At 72.2% G+C, this 18328-nt stretch carries 16 protein-coding genes; 10 read left to right on the forward strand and 6 right to left on the reverse strand.

Annotation, left to right across the window (positions count from 1 at the left end):
- Positions 1-45 precede the first annotated feature (45 nt).
- The 4 genes from ACH427_RS04925 to ACH427_RS04940 all read right to left on the reverse strand — a co-directional run bounded on the left by ACH427_RS04925 (position 46) and on the right by ACH427_RS04940 (position 5086).
- Positions 46-1215: a hypothetical protein gene (locus ACH427_RS04925; protein WP_398867986.1), complete on the reverse strand. Its 1170-nt coding sequence runs from the start codon at positions 1213-1215 to the stop codon at positions 46-48.
- Between the two features lie 12 nt (positions 1216-1227).
- The gene (locus tag ACH427_RS04930; protein ID WP_398867987.1) at positions 1228-2169 is read right to left on the reverse strand and encodes an N-acetylneuraminate synthase family protein; all 942 of its coding nucleotides are present in this window, start codon (positions 2167-2169) and stop codon (positions 1228-1230) included.
- Between the two features lie 38 nt (positions 2170-2207).
- Positions 2208-3692 carry a cytidylyltransferase domain-containing protein gene (locus ACH427_RS04935; RefSeq protein WP_398867988.1) on the reverse strand — a complete coding sequence of 495 codons (1485 nt, stop codon included), beginning with the start codon at positions 3690-3692 and terminating at the stop codon, positions 2208-2210.
- Positions 3693-3793: 101 nt separating this feature from the next.
- Positions 3794-5086, reverse strand: coding sequence for a DUF6716 putative glycosyltransferase (locus tag ACH427_RS04940; RefSeq protein WP_398868275.1), 1293 nt, complete (start codon positions 5084-5086; stop codon positions 3794-3796).
- 226 nt (positions 5087-5312) lie between these two features.
- On the opposite strand from ACH427_RS04940, the gene ACH427_RS04945 reads away from it, so the two are divergent.
- From ACH427_RS04945 to ACH427_RS04955, 3 genes are read left to right on the forward strand one after another with little or no spacing between them, the layout of a single operon-like run.
- Positions 5313-6290 (forward strand): glycosyltransferase family 2 protein, encoded by a 978-nt coding sequence (locus tag ACH427_RS04945; protein WP_398867989.1) that lies wholly within the window; start codon positions 5313-5315, stop codon positions 6288-6290.
- Positions 6290-7660: a polysialyltransferase family glycosyltransferase gene (locus ACH427_RS04950; RefSeq protein ID WP_398867990.1), complete on the forward strand. Its 1371-nt coding sequence runs from the start codon at positions 6290-6292 to the stop codon at positions 7658-7660. The genes ACH427_RS04945 and ACH427_RS04950 overlap by 1 nt, the downstream gene beginning before the upstream one ends.
- A complete protein-coding gene (locus ACH427_RS04955) occupies positions 7657-8823 on the forward strand; it encodes an acyltransferase family protein (protein WP_398867991.1) in 1167 nt (388 codons plus the stop codon). The genes ACH427_RS04950 and ACH427_RS04955 overlap by 4 nt, the downstream gene beginning before the upstream one ends.
- Here ACH427_RS04955 and ACH427_RS04960 read toward each other — a convergent pair.
- On the reverse strand, positions 8764-9453 hold the full coding sequence (locus ACH427_RS04960) for a TetR/AcrR family transcriptional regulator C-terminal domain-containing protein (RefSeq protein WP_398867992.1): 690 nt from the start codon (positions 9451-9453) through the stop codon (positions 8764-8766). The two genes, ACH427_RS04955 and ACH427_RS04960, sit on opposite strands and share 60 nt — an antisense overlap.
- An 83-nt stretch (positions 9454-9536) precedes the next feature.
- Between ACH427_RS04960 and ACH427_RS04965 the strand changes: the two genes are divergently transcribed.
- The 7 genes from ACH427_RS04965 to ACH427_RS04995 all read left to right on the forward strand — a co-directional run bounded on the left by ACH427_RS04965 (position 9537) and on the right by ACH427_RS04995 (position 16884).
- A complete protein-coding gene (locus ACH427_RS04965; protein WP_398867993.1) occupies positions 9537-11147 on the forward strand; it encodes an FAD-dependent monooxygenase in 1611 nt (536 codons plus the stop codon).
- Between the two features lie 208 nt (positions 11148-11355).
- A complete protein-coding gene (locus ACH427_RS04970) occupies positions 11356-12033 on the forward strand; it encodes a ribonuclease H (RefSeq protein ID WP_398867994.1) in 678 nt (225 codons plus the stop codon).
- 178 nt (positions 12034-12211) lie between these two features.
- Positions 12212-12676 carry a hypothetical protein gene (locus ACH427_RS04975; protein WP_398867995.1) on the forward strand — a complete coding sequence of 155 codons (465 nt, stop codon included), beginning with the start codon at positions 12212-12214 and terminating at the stop codon, positions 12674-12676.
- Between the two features lie 209 nt (positions 12677-12885).
- The gene (locus ACH427_RS04980; protein ID WP_398867996.1) at positions 12886-13896 is read left to right on the forward strand and encodes a hypothetical protein; all 1011 of its coding nucleotides are present in this window, start codon (positions 12886-12888) and stop codon (positions 13894-13896) included.
- Between the two features lie 114 nt (positions 13897-14010).
- Entirely contained in the window at positions 14011-14454 is a 444-nt protein-coding gene (locus tag ACH427_RS04985; RefSeq protein WP_398867997.1) for a hypothetical protein, read from the forward strand.
- 424 nt (positions 14455-14878) lie between these two features.
- Positions 14879-16057 carry a multidrug effflux MFS transporter gene (locus ACH427_RS04990; protein WP_398867998.1) on the forward strand — a complete coding sequence of 393 codons (1179 nt, stop codon included), beginning with the start codon at positions 14879-14881 and terminating at the stop codon, positions 16055-16057.
- 473 nt (positions 16058-16530) lie between these two features.
- Positions 16531-16884, forward strand: a complete 354-nt coding sequence (locus ACH427_RS04995; RefSeq protein ID WP_398867999.1) for a hypothetical protein — start codon at positions 16531-16533, stop codon at positions 16882-16884.
- A 100-nt stretch (positions 16885-16984) separates the two neighbouring features.
- Here the strand turns inward: ACH427_RS04995 and ACH427_RS05000 are convergent, their stop codons facing one another.
- Positions 16985-17749 (reverse strand): trypsin-like serine peptidase, encoded by a 765-nt coding sequence (locus ACH427_RS05000; protein WP_398868000.1) that lies wholly within the window; start codon positions 17747-17749, stop codon positions 16985-16987.
- Between the last annotated feature and the right edge of the window lie 579 nt (positions 17750-18328).

Consider the following 18328-nt stretch of genomic DNA (forward strand, 5'->3'; position numbering starts at 1 on the left):
GCCGCATGGATGGGTCGCGAGCAGGGTATGACCAATTATTACGGCTCAGGGGGCTGTCAGCGGCATGATCGGAAGTCGTCGCACATCAGGGGCGGTGTCCGTCACCTCGGAGAGGAATCCCTCGGCCCTGGGAGAGGCGTTGTCGGTGAGCCAGACGGGGTCGATGTCGCAGACCGCGACCGTCACACCGGTGCCGGCGAGCGCGAGCGGCAGGGTGTGCACCACGGTCGAGGGGAAGCTGAGTACCGTGCGGCCGATGGGGCCCCGCCGCGCGATCAGCTCCAGCGGCAGCTCGGGGCGCACGACCTCCAGGCCCGCCCGGGAGCCGATGCGGCGCAGCTTGTCGGTGCTCTCCCGGCGGTGCGCGAAGTAGCGGGTGGCGCCGTGGGTACGGGTGAGCGCGGCGACGGCGTCCAGATAGCGGTCCGGGTGCACGACCCCGGTCTCGACGAGCGAGGTGCCGACGAGGTCGGTGCCACGGGTGAGGCGGGGCGGGCCGAAGGTGGCGCGGGTCCAGGCGAAGTCGTTGTGCGTGACGGTCACTCCGGGCGGCGGCTCGACGGGCATCGAGGTGAACACCTCTACTGCCCGGCGGTCGTTCGGCGTGAGCCGACGGCGCGCGGAAGCGGAGACCGGCGCGAAGGCGATGTCACGCGCCCCGCGACTGCCGCGCCGGTGCCACCGCACGAGGCGCTCCCCACGGGCGAGTTGGGCCACGAACTCCAGGGTGGCGGTCCCGTCGTCCACCACGACCAGCTCCCGGGCCCGGGTGATCGTCAGCAGCAGCTGCACATAGCGGGAGAACGGGTCCCCGATGACGATCCGGTGCGCCTTGCGCAGGGCCCCCGCGAGACCGCCGACGGTCCGCACCGGTGCCCCCGCCCCGCCCCGCGCCTCCTCCCAGCGCACTTCGTGCCCCTGGTCGCGCGCCAGCTCGGCCATCCGGCGCAGCTGACCCCGCGTCATGGGGTCGTGCGGGGCGAGGACGACGACCACGACGCCGGTGCCGGCCGGGCGCAGCGGGGCGGGGTCGCGGTCCTTCGGCTGGCGCGGGATGCCGTCGCGGAGCGGCCGTTCCCCGTCGCGGGGGCCGGGCACGGTGGTGCCCGGCGCCGGGCCGCCGGTGACATGCGCCCATTCGAGGACGTTGAGGAGCTGCACCGGGCTCTCGACGAAGGCGAGGGTGCGGGCGGACGGCCCGGCGGGCGCGGTCACCGTAGGGGCCCGTCAGACCGTGGCGGGTTCGCGGTCGGCGGCCCGCTCCTCGTCGCCCCGGGCGACGACGCCCGCGACGCGGCGCAGCTTGCGCATCGGCCCCAGCTCGCTCTCGTAGACCTGCTTCACCCCGTCGCCCAGCGCCTCCTCCACGACGCGGATGTCGCGTACGAGCCGCTGGAGGCCGCCCGGCTCGACGGACGCGGCCTGGTCGGAGCCCCACATCGCCCGGTCGAGGGTGATGTGCCGCTCGACGAAGGTGGCGCCGAGCGCGACGGCGGCCAGCGTCGTCTGGAGGCCCGTCTCGTGGCCGGAGTAGCCGATCGGCACGTTGGGGTATTCCGCCTGGAGGGTGTGGATGACCCGGAGGTTGAGCTCGGCGGCCTTGGCCGGATAGGTCGAGGTGGCGTGGCAGAGCAGGATGTTGTCGCTGCCGAGCACCTCCACGGCGTGCCGGATCTGCTTCGGGGTGGACATCCCGGTGGAGAGGATGACCGTACGGCCGGTGGCGCGCAGGGCCCGCAGGAGTTCGTCGTCGGTGAGCGAGGCGGAGGCGACCTTGTGGGCCGGCAGGTCGAACTTCTCCAGGAAGGCGACGGCCTCGGTGTCCCAGGGCGAGGCGAACCAGTCGATGCCGCGCTCCCGGCAGTGCTCGTCGATCCGGCGGTACTCCTCCTCGCCGAACTCCACCCGGTGGCGGTAGTCGATGTAGGTCATCCGGCCCCACGGCGTGTCGCGTTCGACGTCCCACTGGTCGCGCGGGGTGCAGATCTCGGGGGTGCGCTTCTGGAACTTCACGGCGTCGCAGCCGGCGTCGGCGGCGGCGTCGATGAGGGCGAAGGCGTTGCCGAGGTCGCCGTTGTGGTTGATGCCGATCTCGCCGGTGATGTAGACGGGGTGGCCGGGTCCGGCGGTCCTGCCGCCGAGGGTGCGGGTGCGCGGGGCGGGGCTCATCTGGGGAGGTTCCTTAGGGCTCGGAGACATCAGGGAGATCAGAGGGTGGGGCCGAGGAGCCAGGAGGCGATCTCGCGGAGGGCTCCGCTGCCACCGGGTGCGGCGGTCACCGCGCGGGCGGCACCGCGTACGGCGTCGTGGGCGCTCGCGACGGCGACGGGCCAGCCGACGAGGCCGAAGCAGGGGAGGTCGTTGACGTCGTTGCCGACGTAGAGCACGCGGTCGGGTGCGATGCCGCGCTCGTCGCACCACTGCTTGAGGGCGAGGTCCTTGCGGTCGATGCCGTGCAGCACCGGCACGGCGAGCTTGCGGCCGCGCGCGGCGACGACCGCGTCGGCCTCGGTGGACAGGATCAGCAGGGCCAGCCCGGCGCGGCGCAGGGCGGCGACGCCGAGGCCGTCACCGCGGTGCACGGCGACGAGCTCGCGGCCGTCCGCGTCGATGAGCACCCGGTCGTCGGTCTGGGTGCCGTCGAAGTCCATGACGACGGCGTCGACGTCCTCCAGCGAGGGCAGCGCGCCCGCGGCGGGCGCGTCGAGCAGGGGCGCGAGCGCGCGGGCCCGCGCGAGGTCGTGCGGGTCGTCGATCTCCAGCACGCGCGCGGGGTCGGTGCGGACGAGCTCGGTGCGCCCGAAGAAGCGGTGGCGCTCCGCGCGGAAGCGCTCCGCGCGCATGGCGTAGGCGGCACCGGTCTCCAGCAGGTCCTGGGGGCGGTCCTGGCGGCGGGGGCGGTACGCCTTGTCGTGGTTGACGCCGCGTCCGCCGGCGGGGTGGCCGGGGGCCGCCCCACTGCCGGGGGCATCCCCACTGCCGGTGGCCGCCGCATGGCTGACGCCGTCCCCGCCGGTGAGCCCGAGGGCTTCTTCCGCTGCCCGCCCCATGGCGACCTGACCGCGCCGCGGCGCGGTGTCCTCGCCCGCCGGACGGGCCGGGGCGTGACCGGGGCCGGCCGCCTCCTGAGGTCCGGGGGCCGGCTCCGGGCGCGCGGGCTCCCCGGCCACCGCGCCGGCCTGGACCGGCGCTTGAGCGCCGGAGTCCTGCCGGGGGAAGGGGCGGGCCCGGGGAAGGGACCCCTCGCGCCAGACGAAGCCGTGGAACGGCGCCACCGTCAGGGCCGTGTCCGCGCCCTGTTCGGCCACCGCCGACGCGACGCCGTCGATGTCATCTGCGGTGAGGAAGGGGCTGGTGCACTGCACCAGCAGGACGGTGCCGACCCTCCGGTCGTACATCTCCTCGTACGCGTCCATCGCGTGCAGCACCGCCGCCTCGCTCGACGCCGTGTCGCCCGCGATCCGGGAGGGCCGCGGCACGACCACCGCCCCGGCCTCCCGCGCGACCGCCGCGATGCCGGGGTCGTCCGTCGACACCACGACGTCGGTGACCAGGCGCGCCGCCCGGCACGCGCGCACCGCGCGGGCGACGAGCGGGACGCCGCCGACGGGCGCGAGGTTCTTGGCGGGGACGCCCTTCGATCCCCCGCGGGCGGGGATGACGGCCAGGACGGTGTCCGGGGCTGCGGACATGGCGGCTCCTTCCGAAGCGACCGACGAGGCGGCTTGCGAGGCGGCGTCCGGGGCAGCTTGCGAAACGGCGACCGGGGCGGCGTCCGGGAGGGCGGTGTCGCTCACAGCTCCCCCAGCCGCCGGATGACGGGCGCGACGCGCTGCACGCCGTGGCGGTACGCGCCCCGGGCCGCTTCCCGCACCGCCCGCCGCAGGGCGCTCGGTTCGCCGGGTGGCCGGGCGGTGCCGGGCAGCGGCCGGCCCTCGGGGTCGAGGCCGTGGCGGGCGAGGACCGCGGGGAGGTAGCCGGGGGCGGTCGCGGCCGTGTAGTACGGGGCGAGCGGCGGGAGCGCGGACCGGGCGACGAGAGCGGCGACGCGCCGCCGGGCCGCGTCGTGCACGGTGCCGTGGGCGTACGGGCCGACGGCGGCGACGCCTTGGCGGGCGACCCAGTCCGCGTCGGCCTCGGGGAGGTGCCCGGCGTCGAGCCGGTCCCAGGAGGCGAGGCAGCCGGACCCGAGGAAGTGGTGGTTGCCGAGGGCCTCGCGGATGCCGAGGTCGGTGAGGACGGCCGTGGGCACGCCCCGGTGGAGCGACTCCAGGGCGGCCGTGGAGCTGACGGTGACGAGGAGGTCGGTGCGGTCGAGCACCTCGCCCATGTGGCCGTAGACGAGCCGGCAGTTGGGCGGCAGCCCGCCGGGGATCCGCTTCGCCAGCTTCTGGTACGGGAGTTCCTCGATGTGCGTGGTGTGCTCGCCGGGCTTGCTGCGGAGCTTGACGAGGACGTCACGCCGCGGGTGCTTCCGCGCGTGCTGAGCCGCGCGGTTCAGGAGATACGTACGGTCGGCGCGGCTCTCCGGCACGGACGGCTGGGCGGCGAACACCACGGTGAACGGCCGGGGTTCGGGCTCCGCCTTCCCGTCACTTCCGTCCGCCAGGAACGGCAGCGCCCACTCCGTCACACTGTCCGCGGGCGCCCCCACGCCCTCGTACACCGCACGGAAACGCTCGGCGTCCTGCGGGGAGTTGGCGAGGACGATGTCCGCGCCGTGCCGCAGGAGCAGGCCGTCGGTGAGCTTCTCGTAGACGACGCCGACGTAGCCGGTGACGACGACCGGGCGCTCCGGCGCGGCCGCCCAGGCGTGCGCCAGCCCGTGGAGCACGGCCTGCACGGCGCCGCCGACGCAGGCCAGCACGACGATGTCGTACCGTTCGCGGCCGGCCGTGCGGACGAAATCCGCCGCCGTCACCTCGCGCAGCGTCTCCGCGCGCACACCGACCTCGGCGAGCTGGCGGACCGTGGGCGTCGCGCGGCCCCTGAGCAGCAGGCCGTCGAGCCGGGCGCCGGGAGCGAGGCGGTGGGCGGTGAGCGCACCCCACTTCCACCGGGTGTCGGAGTCGGCGAGCACGGCGATCCGCGGCGCGGTCGGAGAAGAGGCAGCTCGTGATGGCACGTCGCCGACGATAGGAATCCATTCCGTTTGGCTGCCCAACGCCAGCGCAACAACCGGTAAACAGCACACCGACGATCGGCGAATCGGCCTGGCCGCGCGGCGGGTTCATCATTCCGCCGCGCTTCGTTCACCTTCGCGCCCGCCCCAGGACAAGACGAATGCCGGGGGGCCGCCTAATGTCACGGGAGTGGTCAAGCTCTCCGTCATCGTGCCGTTCTTCAATGTGCAGACCTATGCGCCCGACACACTGAGGAGCCTGCAAGCGAACACCCGCGAGGATTTTGAATTCATTCTCGTGGACGACTGCTCGACCGACGGCACCCCGGAGCTCCTGGACCGCGCCGCGCGCGACCTGCCCGGCGCCAAGATCGTCCGGCACGGGCGGAACGGCGGCCTCGCCACGGCCCGCAACAGCGGGCTGGACGCGGCGAACGGCGAGTACCTGACCTTCCTCGACGGCGACGACTGGCTGGCCCCCGGCTATTACCCCCGACTCCTCGAGTCCATCGAGGAGTTGGCGGTCAACTTCGTCCGCACCGACCACGTCCAGTGCACGGGCCGCGTCCGCACCGTGCAGCGCGCGCCGCACGGCAGGCGCCAGGTGGTGCTCGACCCGCGCGGCGCGATCCTGCCCGCCGGCCGCTCGACGTCCGTCGACTACCCCTACGCCTGGGCCGGCATCTACCACCGGCGGCTGCTGGACGAGGGGCTGCTGCACTTCCGGCACGGCCTGCGCACCGCCGAGGACCGCCCGTGGATCTGGCGGCTGCACCGCGAGGCGCACACCTTCGCCGTGACCGGGCTGCTGGGCGTCTTCTACCGCCGGGGCGTGGCCACTTCACTCACCCAGATCGGCGATGTGCGACAGCTCGACTTCCTGCGCGCATTCGATCAGGTGCTGGAGGAGACAGCGCGCGACAAGGACGCGGACGCCTTTCTCCCGAAAGCTGTTCGAACCTATTGCGCAATCATTTCCCACCACCTGGGCGCGATCGAGCGTTTCGAACCGGCGGTGGCCCGCGCACTGCGTTCGAGAAGCGCGGCCGCACTCCGGCGCATGCCCCCCGATCTGGTCAAGGACGCCTTGAATTCGATGGATGACGACCGTGCCGTCCGGCTGCGGCGCCTGCGCCGCCGTCCCGCTGCCCCGGGGGTCTCCGCCTGATGTACGGCCGTCCCCGCACCCAGATCTTCCTGGCGTCGACCCTCTACGGGGCCGCGACGCTCGCCGCCGCCCTGGACACCGGGCGCTTCTCCCCCGCCGACCGCAGGCTGCTGCTCGTCGCCAACACGGCGGCGGTCCCGGAGACCACCCCGGCGCTGGACGAGGCGCCCGGCTTCGAGGTGCTGCGCGCCCGCTTCGACGGCGTGCTGTCGTGGAACGCGGCGATCAGCCCTTTCCACCCCACCGGGTGGACGCCCCGCCCGGACGACGCCCCGCTGTGGGAGCGGCACTTGAGGCTGCTGTGGGGCCTGGGACACGACGATCTGGAGCTGATCGTCGAGTCGATCCAGGTCAGCCCGGCGCAGGCGCTCGCCCTGTGCTTCGCGGACGCCCCGCTGGAGGTCTACGCCGACGGGCTGATGAGCTATGGCCCGACGCGCAGCAAGCTCGATCCGCTCCTCGGCACCCGCGTCCGCCGGCTCCTGCACCTGGACCTGGTGCCCGGCCTGCGCCCGCTGCTGCTCAGTGAGTTCGGGGTCGAGCCGGAGACCGTCCCCACCGCCGCCTTCAGCGCCGTGCTGGACGAACTCACCGCCGCCGCACCGCCCGTGACCGCTCCGGAGGGCGCGGCGCTGCTGCTCGGCCAGTATCTGTCGGCGCTGGAGATCCTCACGCCCGAGGAGGAGGAACGGCTGCACGTGCGCATGCTGCGCGGCGCGGCCGGGCGCGGTCACCGGGAGCTGGTGTTCAAGCCGCACCCCTCGGCGCCGGCGCGCTGGTCGCGGATGCTGGAGGAGGAGGCGGAGCGCATCGGTGTGCGGCTGACGGTGCTGGAGACCCCGGTGCTGGCGGAGGTGCTGTTCCGGCGGCTCCGGCCCGCGCTGGTGGTCGGCTGCTTCTCGACGGCGCTGCTGACGGCGAGCACGTTCCACGGGCTGCCGGTCGCCCGTACGGGCACGGATCTGCTGCTGGAGCGGCTCACTCCGTACCAGAACAGCAATCGCGTTCCCGTGACGCTCGTCGACGCGCTGCTACCCGGTCTGGAGGACCGGGCGGCGCACCGGCGGCCGTCGGCCGAGGAGACCCAGGGGCTGCTGGCGGCCGTCGGGTTCGCCATGCAGCCGCAGGTGCTGCCCGGCATGCGGGAGGCGGCCGAGCGGTATCTGGCCGCGCACCTCGACGCGCGTACGCGCCGCTATTTCAAGCGGCGGCGCCTCACCGCCCTCGCCCTGCCGGGCGCGGTCCCCTCCCAGCTCGCCTTCCTGCCGCGCAATCCGACCGTACGGAAGGTGGCCCGCCGCGCGCGGGCCGTGCAGCGGCGGCTGACCCGCAAGTCCGCACGGACGACGAAGGCCACGGTGACGGCATGACGGCTCCGGCCCTGCCCGGGACGCGCACGGCGACCACCGCTCCCGAGGCCGCCCCGCGCGGCGGGAGGCCGGGCAGCCGGCTGCGGGCGCTGGACGGACTGCGGCTGATCGCCGCGCTCATGGTGGCGCTGTACCACTACGGCGGCCGGGACGGTGACGTCAGCCGGGCGTGGGGTTCCTCGCCCCGCCATGAATTTCCCACGCTCTCCGGCGCGTTCGCCTACGGCTGCCTCGGCGTGGAGATCTTCTTCGTCATCAGCGGCTTCGTGATCTGCATGAGCGGCTGGGGCCGCCCGCTGCGCTCGTTCTTCGCCTCCCGGGTGGCCCGGCTGTATCCCGCTTACTGGACGGCGATCGCACTGGTGACGCTGGTGTTCGCGCTGCCGTGGGTGGCGTACCGGACGGTCTCGCCGAGCGACTTCCTGGTGAACCTCACCATGCTCCAGCAGCCGGTGGGCGCGCAGCGGGTGCTGGGGGTGTGCTGGACGCTCTGGGCGGAGCTGCGGTTCTACGCGCTGTTCGCGCTGTTCGTGGTGCTGCCGGGGGCGACGCGCCGCCGGGTCGTGCTGTTCTGCGCGGTGTGGACGCTGGCGACGGTGGTGACGACCGCGTCGCACGTGGAGCTGCTGCGGGTGGTGGTCATGCCGGAATACTCCTCGTTCTTCATCGGCGGCATCGGCCTCTATCTGATCCACCGTTACGGCCATGACGCGCTGGCCTGGGGCATCGTCGGGGTGAGCTTCCTGATCGGCCAGCACTACGCGGTGGCGGGGCTGTGGCACCCGCCGAACCCGCACTACTTCTCCTACCGCTCGGCGTACGCCATCATCGCCGTGCTCGCCCTGGGGTACGCGGCCGTGGCACTGATCGCGCTCGGCAAGGCGCACTGGGCGAACTGGCGCTGGCTGACCGTGGCGGGCGCGCTGACCTACCCCTTCTATCTGGTGCACGAGCACCTGGGGTGGGTGGTGATCGGGGTGCTGCACCGGAAGCTGGGTGTTCCGGCGTACGGGACGTTCGCGCTGACGATCGCGCTGATGCTGGGGCTGGCGTGGCTGCTGAACCGCTGCGTGGAGCGGCGGTTCACGCCCGCGCTGCGCGCGTCACTGCTGCGCGTGACCGCCAAGGGCCTCCCCGGGGGCGGCGGTTCGGCCGCTCCGTAGCAGGGTGGCCTCGACGCCCGCGATGATCGCGCGCAGCCCGTCCTCGTAGCCCGCTTCGAGGTCGCCGAAGAACTCCCGCCCGGCCTCGTCGGCCAGCGGGTATCCCACCAGGCGCCGGGCGCGCGCCTCCAGGTCGTAGGCGGGGTCGCGCTCGCCCGTCGGCGCGGGGTGGACGGACTGCTCCTCTATCACATAGCCGACGGTGTAGGTGATGACCGTGAACCAGCCACGGGCCGCCGCGCGCGGGGTGAACCCGGCCTCCACGCAGTCACGCAGCAGGCTTTCCAGCGGGGTGGCATAGCTGACGTCGGTGAGGCGCGTGCCGCTGAAGACCTTGGCGCCGTCGCGGTAGGAGAGCAGGAAGCGGCGCAGCTCGCGGATCGCGGCGGCCATCCGCTCCTGCCAGGTGTCGCCCTCCGCGGCGGCGAGGGGCGCGGCCATGCGGCGGAACATCTCCGTGGCCACCTCGTCGAGCAGCTCCTGCTTGTTCTTGAAGTGCCAATAGAGCGCCGGGGCCTGGACGTTGAGCTCCTTGGCGATCCTGCGCAGGGTGAGGCCCTCCAGGCCCACCTCGTTGAGCAGGTCCAGCGCGGTGCGCGCGACGAGGGCGCGGTCGATTCGGGTTGCCACCCTTGACACCTTAACGCTGTTCAGTTCATCCTGGGGGCAGGGCGAATTTAACATTGTTAAGGGGGGTCCTCATGGACACCGTCATGGCCGCTTCCGCAACCCCGGCCGCTCAACCGCCCACGGACACCGAGGTGCTGATCTCCGGTGCGGGCCCGACCGGTCTCGTCCTCGCCGCCGACCTCTCCCGCCGGGGCGTCCGCCACCGGATCGTGGAGCGCTCGGAGCGCGGCTTCCCGGGCTCGCGGGGCGCGGGCATCCAGCCGCGCACGCTGGAGGTGTTCGACGACCTGGGCCTCATGCCCGGATATCTGGCGGAGGCCGGGCCGTGCCCGCCGGTGCAGACCTGGGAGGGCACCGAGCGCGTCCGCACCTGGGATCTGGTCGAGCGGGCCGAGCCCACGCCCGCCGTGCCGTATCCCGAGATCCGCATGCTCCCCCAGTGGCGCACGGTCGAGCTGCTCCACGCCAGGCTCGAAGCGCTCGGCGGCCAGGTGGAGTTCAGCACCGAGCTGACCGGATTCAGCCAGGACGAGCACGGCGTCACGGCGACGCTGCGGCACGCCGACGGCTCCACCGAGAGCGTGCGGGCGCGGTATCTGGTCGGCACCGACGGCGGCCGCAGCACCGTCCGCGGGGTGCTGGGCACGCCCTTCACCCGCACCCCCGTCGACGCGCGCCCGGTGCTGCTCGCCGACATCGCGCTGGAGGGGATCGACCGCGCCCACTGGCACATGTGGCCCACGGCGCCCGGCGGGATGACCGCCCTGCGGCCGCTGGAGGGCGTGGAGACGTTCCAGCTCATCGCCGCGTTCAACGACACCGCCCACGAGCCGGACCCCGAGCGCGACGCCACGCCCGAGGCCCTGGCCCGGCTCCTCGCCGAGCGCACCGGGCTGACCGGGCTGGAGGTGGGCGAGGTCCGCTGGTCCTCCGCGTTCCGGGCCGGCGCCGCGATGGCGGAGCGGTTCCGCACGGGCCGGGTCCTCCTCGCCGGGGACGCCGCGCACATCCACGCCCCGGCGGGCGGCCAGGGCCTCAACACCGGTGTGCAGGACGCGTACAACCTCGGCTGGAAGCTGGCGGCCGCGCTGCGCGGCGCGCCCGACGCCGTGCTCGACTCCTACGACGGCGAGCGGGTGCCCGTGGCGGCCGGCGTGCTGCACCTGTCCACCCGGCAGAACGCGGCGGACCGGGCCGCCGGGGCCGGCTTCACGCGCCGCGGCTCCGAGACCCTCCAGCTGGCCATCGCCTACCGCGAGAGCCCCCTCACCCGGGAGCGCCGCCGCCATGTGCCCGAGGGCGGCCTCCGGGCGGGCGACCGCGCGCCGGACGCCCCCTGCCACGACATGGCGGGCGCCCCCGTCCGGCTCTTCGACGCCTTCCGGGGCCCGCACTTCACCCTGCTGGACCTCACCGGGCAGGGCGCGGAGCTCCCGGCCGCCGAGTGGCTGCGCACCTGCCGCGTCGGAGGCCCGCGGGCGGATCTGCTGGACACCGACGGGCACGCCAAGTCGGCTTACGGGACGGGGCTGTTCCTGATACGCCCCGACGGCTATGTCGGCCTGGCCACGGATGACCTGGAGGACGTGCGGGAGTATGTGGAGTGGCTGCTCCCCTCGCCCGCGGAGGCCCGCTCGCCCCAAGAGGCCCACTCGCCCGGGGAGGGCCGCGAGACACCGGCCGCCCGTTCGTAGGCCCGGATCGGGAGGGTGGCGCCGCCCTCCCGTAGGCCCGGGTCGTCAGGGACGGGGACGCGACCCCGCCCGAGGAGCCCGCGGCGACGCGGTCCCTCTCCCCCGGCGCCCGGCCTCACAGGAGCCGGCCTCACGGGGCCGGGCCCGTACCCCGCCCCCCTCATCGCTTCGTTTCCGGACCCCGGCTGTCCACTGGCATGATCGGAGGATGTCTGACCGCATCATTGCCGCCTGCGACGGCGCGTCGAAGGGGAACCCCGGGCCGGCCGCGTGGGCCTGGGTCATCGCCGATCCGCAAGGGAGGCCCGAGAGCTGGGCCGCCGGGCCGCTGGGCACCGCCACCAACAACGTGGCGGAGCTGACCGCCCTGAAGGACCTGCTGGAGACCGTCCCGCCCGCCATGCCACTGGAGGTCCGCATGGATTCCCAGTACGCCATGAAGGCGGTGACCCAGTGGCTGCCCGGCTGGAAGCGCAACGGCTGGAAGACCTCGGGGGGCAAGCCGGTCGCCAACCGTGAACTGGTCGAGCGGATCGATGAGTTGCTGGCCGGCCGGGATGTGGAGTTCCGCTACGTCCCGGCGCACCGCGAGGACGGCGATCACCTCAACGCCATCGCGGACCAGGCCGCCAGCGACGCCGCCGGCACCCAGCGGCCCGCCGGTACGGCGCTGGGCGACGCGGAGATGCCCGTGCCGGCACCGGCCCGCGCCACCCAGGCGCGCCCGGCGAAGAAGTCCGCCGGCCCGAAGCCGGCACCTCGTGGCGGCACCCGGACCATCAAGGCGAAGTTCCCCGGCCGCTGCCCGTGCGGCACGCCGTACGCGGCGGGGGAAGACATCACCAAGCTGGAGAAGGGCTGGGGGCACCCGGGCTGCCGCGTCTGAGAGGCGCGCCTGAGGGAAGGCTTCCGCATCTTCCTGGCGTTTTCCGGTCAAACAGTGCCGCGAACACGTCATAGCCGTGCGCGGTGGATTCTGCCGCCACGGCCTTGCTGCCAGAGTCCCGGTGCGGTGCCCTGCCGGGCGCCGCACCGAGGTACCACCTGACGCAAGGAGTTCTCCGGTGAAGAAGAAAGCCGCCGTACTTCTCGCAACCTCAGCACTCGCCGCCATGACACTCGCCGGACAGGCGAGCGCGACGCCTGCGCATCACGCCTCTTCCGGCGCCGCTAGACAGTCGGCGAGCGCGGGCATCAGAGCGAGCCAGACGTACTACGCGCCGTTCGCCCTGGGGCACGGCGAGTCCGTGAGTTCCGACACGGCCACCCTGGTCATGCAGTCCGACGGCAACCTCGTCATCTACGACGAGTTCGGCCGGGCCCGCTGGTCCTCCAACACCGTCGGCCAGGGCTGGACGGCCCAGTTCCAGACGGACGGCAACTTCGTCGTCTACACCCGCTCCGGCCGCGCGGTATGGAACTCCCGCACCGCGGGCCACCCGGGCTCGCGCCTGGCCGTGCAGGACGACGGCAACGTCGTGATCTACGACGGCAGCCAGGCGATCTGGTGGTCGGGCACGGCGCACTGATCCTCCGCTTCTCTTGTGGCCGGGCCCCGCATGGGGTCCGGCCACAAGAGAATTCCCCGGACAACGAGTGCTCGGGGCGGTCACATTATCTTTGCTATACGCCCGTTGAGGTGAATTGCACGCACAGCCTCTGTTCGAGGTTGACGGGTCGCGGTGTGCTGCTGGTATTGCCCTGGCCAGGGCAATGTCGTTGAAGAAGTGAGGCAAGCATGTCCTCCACACATTCTCCGACTCAGCGCACGGGGCTCACCGTCCTGAGCGCCTTCGTTCTCGTCATCGGCTTCCTCTTCGCCCTTCCGCAGCATGGGTTCGCAGCGAATCCGAAATCCTCGCCGTCGGCCCACACACCCGCCGTCGCCAAGCCCGCGCCGGAGAACGGAAAACCGGCCGGCGCGCCCGCGAACACCAACCCCGTGCTCTACCACGGCGGTCCGGTCCAGGACGCACCCCAGGTGTACGTCGTGTGGTGGGGAAATCAGTGGGCCAACGGGAACAACGACCCCGGGAAGGAACTGTTCTTCCAGGCGCGATTCCTGGACGACCTCTACGGCACCGGCGACAACTGGAGCACCTCGGCCACGCAGTACTGCTCCGGCATTGCGAATGGATCGAAGGACTGCTCCCACGCCGCCACGTTCGTCGGGCATCCCACCGCCGGCCCGCGAGTGGGCCAGTGGGACGACGAGAGCGCGGCCGCGCCGAAGACCCCCGGACCGGCCGACTTCGCGGCGGAGGCTGTCAAGGCTGCTCAGTACTTCGGCGTGAGCGGCACAAACGCCCAGATCATCATCGACACGCCGCCGGGGGTCGTACCCGCCGGCTTCAAGACTGATTACTGCGCCTGGCACTCCGAGACCAATCTGCCGGACGGCAGCCAGATCACTCTCACCAACTTCCCTTACCTGACGGACGGAAGTGGTAGTTGCGGTGCCAATTCCGTGCCCGTCGGAAGCACCGGTGTCGACCCGAGCACCGAGGGCGTGTCCATCGTCGGCGGCCATGAGTACGCCGAGACCCTCACGGACCCCGTGCCTGATTCGGGTTGGACCGACGGCAGCGGAACCGCCGACGAGACCGGCGACAAGTGCGCGTGGACCAACCTGGGCATCGTTTCGCTGAACGGCCACAAGTACGCCGTCCAGCCGCTGTGGAGCAATAACGCCAACAGCGGCGCGGGAGGATGCGTCAAGTACTACAACTCGCCGACCAGCCAGGGCTGATCAGGCCCGAGTGGGCGGAGCCACACGCTCCGCCCACTTCTCCCGCGATCCCGCCTCTTTCGCGATCCCCCTTCTTCCGCGATCCCGCAGGCAACGCAGAAACGGCCCCGCAGCATGAGCCATCGCGCCCTTGCCTCCCTTGCCCATATCCCCCTGGCCGCTACCGCCCTGGCGCTGCTCGCCCTCACCGGCTGCTCCGGCACCGCAGGGCCGGCGGCCCGTCCGTCGTCCGCACCCGCGTGCCGCGCCCCCGGCAAAGCGATTCTCCCGCACACCGACGGGACCATCACCGAGAGCGACAACGGCGCACGCGTCTGCCTGGCCAAAGGCCAGGAGATCGCCGTATTCCTCAATGCCCACAGCAAGGATCCCCGCGCGTTCTGGCAGCCGATCACGGCGCGACCGTCATCAGCCCTTCGACGCGGAAACAACGGCGTGATGACCCTGCCGGTCGGCGTCACCGCCGCCCTGTTCACCCCAACGGCTGCCGGTGATATCCAATTGGCCGGCCGAAGGGACTCCGGCGGAACATGGACGGCCACCCTGGTCGTCCACTGACCGGCCGCGCACCGGATCGAGCTTCTGCCGAGGCCCCGTATGCCTTCGTCGCCCTGCTCGGCGGAAAGCCGGTCGGGGTGGCCGGCGGTATCCCAGCCCGCGAATCGGCGTCGCCGAGTTGATCTCCACGCGGGTCAAGCCGGACGACAGTGTTCGCACCGTCACCGCGCGTCGATGTCGTCCTGGTCGCCGTAGGAGCATCTACGCGTATGGGTCATTTGTACTAGGGCTGGCGGAGTGCGACCTTCCGGTCCTGCGACCGAAGCGGCGCACGGGGGTAGCCGCCTACGGTCGTCACAGCGACAGCACGACACGACGTCCCGGCGGCGCCGCCTGTTCCACGGGACCCATCCCGTATGCATACCGGCAAGGGCGGCACACTGCGGCTGCCGCTCCGCACCCCCGGTTCGTACGGAGTTCTCGGATGCCCGTGATGACAGCAGCCCTGGTGCTGCTCGCGTTCGTGATGCCGCTGGCCACGGACATGTACCTGCCCGCCTTCCCGCAGATGACAGGTGACCTGCACACCGATGCCTCAGGCGTCCAGCTCACCCTGACGGCCTTCCTGATCGGCATGGGCCTGGGCCAGCTCGTCCTCGGCCCGCTCTCCGACCGCTACGGGCGCCGCGCCCCCATCTTGATCGGGGGCCTCGCCTGTGTCGCGGCCACCGTCTTCTGCGCGCTCGCGCCCTCCCTCGGCTGGCTGGTCGTCCTGCGCTTCCTCCAAGGGTTCAGCGGTGCCGCGGGCGTGGTCATCGGCCGCGCCGTGATCTCCGACGTCGCCAAGGGGGACAAGGCCGCCAGACTGCTCGGCGTCCTGATGACCCTCATGGGCATAGCCCCGGTCATCGCCCCCGTCGTGGGCGGCGCCGTCATCGAGGCCGGCGACTGGCGCGACGTCTTCTGGGTCCTGTCGGCCGCCTCGCTCCTGGCCCTGATGGCCGCGGTCCTCGCCATACCCGAGAGCCTGCCGCCCGAACGGCGCCACCGAGGGGGCATCGCGACCACCGCTCGCGCCGCGCGCGAGGTCCTGGGCAACCGCGCCTACCTCGGCTACACACTGTGTTTCGGCATGGCCCTGGCCGTCCTCTTCTGCTACCTGGGCGGTGCCTCCTTCCTTTTCCAGAACCTCCTCGGCCTCAGCGTCGGCCAGACCTCGGCAGCCTTCGCCTCCGTCGGCATCGTCAGCGTCCTGGCCGGTGTCGCCGTCACCAAACTCGTCGGCCGCTTCAGGCCCGCGTCACTGCTGCGCGCCGGCCTGGGCGTGATGTCGGCCGGCTCCGCCGCCCTGTGCGCGCTGGCGCTGGCCGACCAGCTGAACCTGGTCGTGCTCCTGGTCCTGCTCTACGCGACCTTCGTCGGCATCAGCCTGGTCAGCATCAACGCGGCAGCGCTCGCGCTGGAACGCGTTCCCGGGGCCGCCGGCACCGGTTCCGCGGTCCTCGGCACCGTCCAGAGCCTGCTCAGCGCGGTGGCGGCTCCGCTGGTCGGCGTCGGCGGCGAGTACACCGCCGTCCCGATGTTCACGGGCATGACGGCCTCGGCCCTGCTCGCCCTGGCCGCCCTGCGCCTGACCGGAACCGCCTCCCGTAAAGCCTCCTAGCTGCCGGTGCGGCGCGACCGACTATGCGCGGTCGTGGACGGTGGTCGGTATTCCGCGCCGGGCGAGGCGCTGGGGGACGAACGGTTCAATGCCGCCTCAGTGGCTCCGACCCGCCGGACACCCCCGGCTTGAGCCGGGGACGTCTCCGGCCCTGCCCCGCTCAGCGCCGCCCGCACGGCGGCCGTACCGCGGCGAGTGGCCTCCACGGCGCCCGGGCAAGGGTCTCGTGTTCCCCCTGCTCGACCGTCCCTCGGACACCGCGCGTTCAGGACGGAACTGCTTGGGCCGTGTGTTCATCGGAAGCCCACAGGCCGCGAATCCTACGGGCGTACCTACGCATCATCCGGGCGGGGGAACGAGGGGGCCTTCCCTTTCGGTGCGCGATCTGGTGGCGCAAGGATCACCGCGTACCAACTGATGTGGCTTTCGTGGCGTCGTTGTACGTCAAGGAGTCCTGAGCAAGGAGCACCAGCATGTCTCAAGTTGTGATGCGCCGTTTCGCGGCTGTGGCCGCCTCCGCGGTCCTGCTGTCCGGTCTGGGCGCCGCGACCGGCAGTGCGGCGTTCGCCGCCACGGCCGGCGGACACCCGGTTCACCATGTCGTGGACCACGGCAAGGACGAGGGCAAGAAGGACGCCAAGCGCTCGTCCTGGGACCAGGGTGTGGACAAGAAGAAGGACCACTGGGACGCCAAGCACCACTGCTGGACCCGCTGGGACAACGACTCCCGCAGCAACGCGCAGTGGGACGAGCACGAACACTGCTGGAAGCGCGTGCACAAGGGCCACACGCAGAAGTGGGACACGAAGAAGCACTGTTGGAAGTGACCCCTTGACCCGGCGGCGCTGATGCCTCACTGGGGGGTTGCTCGGCGCCGCTGGTCGGCTTGTGATCTGCCTGCGCCGCCGGACCGGCGCGGGCAGATCTTCATGCTGTCCGGGTGCCGGTGTCCGTGGGGCGGTAGGGGTGCGGGCGGCGCACCGTCCGGCCTGCGTCGGCGTCGTTGAACAGGTCGGTGGCGTCCTTGCCATAGAAGGGCGAGTAGCTCACGCTGTCGTCGTCGGCGTCGTCGCCGCCTCCGTTGTAGCCGCCCACGTTGCCGATGACCTTCCCGGTACGGGTGGAGGGGTTGTAGCCGGTGATCCAGGGGCCGCCGGACACCCCGCCGTAGAAGCCCCCGCACACCATGCGCATCTGGTGGAAGCCGGGCAGGCGGCTGGTCGGGACATCGCACCGGACCGCCTGGTGGCCCTTGTTGACCTTGGAGTCCCGGGGGTAGCCGATGACCAGGGCCCGGTTGTCGTAGCGGGGGGTGGGGGCGTACGTCAGGGCGCCGGTGAGGTTCTCCGCCGTCTTGCCCTTACTGCCCGTGGCGATACGGACGAAAGCGAGGTCCAGGTCTGAGGCCGCCTGTTTGGTGTTGGCCTGGTAGCGCGGGTCGACGAAGAGGTGGGTGACAGGGTAGATCCCGTAGGGCTGGGCGGCGGCGGAAGCGCCGAAGCGGTAGTCGGGCACGAAGACCGCGTGGCGGGCGGGAGACAGCCCGATGGCACAGTGCCCGGCGGTCAGGACCAGGCTCTGGTTGCGGCTGTGCACCACACTGCCCGAGCAGTACGTCGCCCCGCGGCTCAGCGGACTGCTGTCGAAGAAGAACGTCCCCACCATGGGCAGGCCCGCGAAGTGCTGGGCCATGCGAGGAGGTGTCGCGGCGTGGGTGCGGTGCCAGGCGGCCGCTGATGGTGATGTCCCCAGGCGAAGGATGTCCGTCGGATTGAGGGGGAGGGCGTCGGCCATCCGGCGCGCGGTCCAGTACGTCTCCTCCGCCTGGATCCGTCCGGGCTCCGGCGGGGTCGGGACGCCCGGTATCGCGGAGATCGCTCCGGGGAGTGGTGCTGATGCCGGCTGGAGAATGGGCCTGGCCGCGGCAAGCGTCTCCGCGGGCGCTGCCGCTACCGGTCCTGTACTGACTCCGAGCGCGTCCGCGCACAGAGCGAGCGCTAGACTTATCAGCCATCTCGAACGTGCCGACACGACATCCCCCTCGATGAAGACACTGACGCCAACAGGCGCCCTTGGCACCGCTGTTGCTCATATCCGGCGATGCGGTAAACGCCGGCGAGGCGCCGGGGACACGGGGTCTCCAACCCCGCCCATGGGAAGAGCTCGCATCAGCCGGTCCGGCGGTGGGTCTCCGCCCCGCACGCGCCCCGCACGCGGCGGCGGCCTCCTCGGCGGTCAGCGGCACCCCGGAAACGAGCTGCTCGGTGGCCC

Source organism: Streptomyces sp. NPDC020379, from assembly GCF_044387105.1.
Taxonomy (GTDB): domain Bacteria; phylum Actinomycetota; class Actinomycetes; order Streptomycetales; family Streptomycetaceae; genus Streptomyces.

Excerpts from the sequence above, each read along its gene's own strand:
- ACH427_RS04965 (WP_398867993.1), top strand. The coding sequence starts at position 9,537 with ATGGCCGCTTCCGCAACCCCGGCCGCTCAACCGCCCACGGACACCGAG.
- ACH427_RS05000 (WP_398868000.1), bottom strand. The coding sequence starts at position 17,749 with ATGGCCCAGCACTTCGCGGGCCTGCCCATGGTGGGGACGTTCTTCTTC.
- ACH427_RS04995 (WP_398867999.1), top strand. The coding sequence starts at position 16,531 with ATGTCTCAAGTTGTGATGCGCCGTTTCGCGGCTGTGGCCGCCTCCGCG.
- ACH427_RS04990 (WP_398867998.1), top strand. The coding sequence starts at position 14,879 with ATGCCCGTGATGACAGCAGCCCTGGTGCTGCTCGCGTTCGTGATGCCG.
- ACH427_RS04950 (WP_398867990.1), top strand. The coding sequence starts at position 6,290 with ATGTACGGCCGTCCCCGCACCCAGATCTTCCTGGCGTCGACCCTCTAC.
- ACH427_RS04980 (WP_398867996.1), top strand. The coding sequence starts at position 12,886 with ATGTCCTCCACACATTCTCCGACTCAGCGCACGGGGCTCACCGTCCTG.
- ACH427_RS04970 (WP_398867994.1), top strand. The coding sequence starts at position 11,356 with ATGTCTGACCGCATCATTGCCGCCTGCGACGGCGCGTCGAAGGGGAAC.
- ACH427_RS04935 (WP_398867988.1), bottom strand. The coding sequence starts at position 3,692 with ATGTCCGCAGCCCCGGACACCGTCCTGGCCGTCATCCCCGCCCGCGGG.
- ACH427_RS04985 (WP_398867997.1), top strand. The coding sequence starts at position 14,011 with ATGAGCCATCGCGCCCTTGCCTCCCTTGCCCATATCCCCCTGGCCGCT.
- ACH427_RS04955 (WP_398867991.1), top strand. The coding sequence starts at position 7,657 with ATGACGGCTCCGGCCCTGCCCGGGACGCGCACGGCGACCACCGCTCCC.
- ACH427_RS04930 (WP_398867987.1), bottom strand. The coding sequence starts at position 2,169 with ATGAGCCCCGCCCCGCGCACCCGCACCCTCGGCGGCAGGACCGCCGGA.